This is a genomic window from uncultured Roseibium sp. (assembly GCF_947499295.1).
Taxonomy (GTDB): domain Bacteria; phylum Pseudomonadota; class Alphaproteobacteria; order Rhizobiales; family Stappiaceae; genus Roseibium.
In genome coordinates, this window is record NZ_CANMNP010000102.1 from 1 (window position 1) to 1,202 (window position 1,202).

The following is a 1,202-nucleotide window of genomic DNA, read 5'->3' on the forward strand; positions in this document are numbered from 1 at the left end:
ACCGCACCCGATCCGCCTTTGGCCCGGTGATTTTGGAGTCGCAGGCATCAACGCGCACGCCGGGCGCTTCGCTAACCGAGCAAGAGGACGGGGAGGGCGAAGAAAGAGGAGCGACTTAGAATTCCAATTACTAAACCGCTCCCTCTCTATCGGCGTCTCAGTCCTCAAAAAAATGACTTCCCTCGGACGCCACACGTTCGAGCGTATCTTTATGATGCCCAAATTCTGGGGAAGGGACCTCTGCGGATCGGCTCAGGATTTGCGCAACACTGTGTTATATGGCGGCGTGAATATAGTTTTAGACTGAAGAAGAAAAGTGTAATTCAATGGAAGAACAAAAGAAGCCTATAGCAACACTTGTAACCGGCGGTAGCAACGGGATCGGCAGAGCGATTGTTGAAGCATTGGCTGCAGCCAAACAGGCAGTGATTTCGATTTCGCTTGAGCCAGAAGATACCGGACTTCAAGCGGACCAATACCAATGCGATCTCTCTGACAGGACTGCGACAGAGCAAGTACTCAAGGAGATCACTGAACGATTTGACGTTCTTGGCCTCGTCAACAACGTTGGCACCGATGGAGGGGAGCAAGACAATTTAGACGTAGATCTCCTTGAGCGATTGGTTCAGGTAAACCTTAGATCTGCGGTGCTTTGCACAAAAGCGGTCTTGCCTGCGATGCAAACACATAAAAGGGGTCGGATTGTCTCAATCTCCAGCCGCACCGTCCTGGGTAAGTCGGGATTCGGACTCTACGGAGCCACCAAAGCCGGACTGATTGCGTTAAGCCGGAGTCTGGCGATTGAACACGCTCAATGTGGAATAACCTGCAATGTGGTCAGCGCAGGTCCGGTGGATACCGATCTTGGGCGAGGTGGGGCCACAGATGTGAGGGGTCTTCAGGACCTTGCAAACACCGTACCGCTGGGGCGCGTCGGGGATCCAAAAGACGTGGCGAACGCAGTAATGTTCTTCCTAGATGAACAGTCCGGCTGGATCACGGGCCAGAACCTATTCGTATGTGGCGGTCTGAGTGTTGGCGTGCGGGACAGTTGAAGATGCGACCTTGTGCGGCCAAACAGATGAACCAAGGGAGCGTTGTTGCATGAATCTGGTTCAGTGCCTACTGAAGTGGTCCCTGAAATTCGGACAGGTTACTAAGGTGTATCCCATTGATTTGAAGGGATACGAGAATGGCGAAAC

1 protein-coding gene is annotated in these 1,202 nt (G+C 52.7%); it reads left to right on the forward strand.

Annotated elements, in window-relative coordinates; translation table 11 throughout:
* Positions 1 to 326 precede the first annotated feature (326 nt).
* Positions 327 to 1,055 (forward strand): SDR family oxidoreductase, encoded by a 729-nt coding sequence (locus tag Q0835_RS29945; protein WP_298967135.1) that lies wholly within the window; start codon positions 327 to 329, stop codon positions 1,053 to 1,055.
* The last annotated feature ends 147 nt before the right edge of the window (positions 1,056 to 1,202 follow it).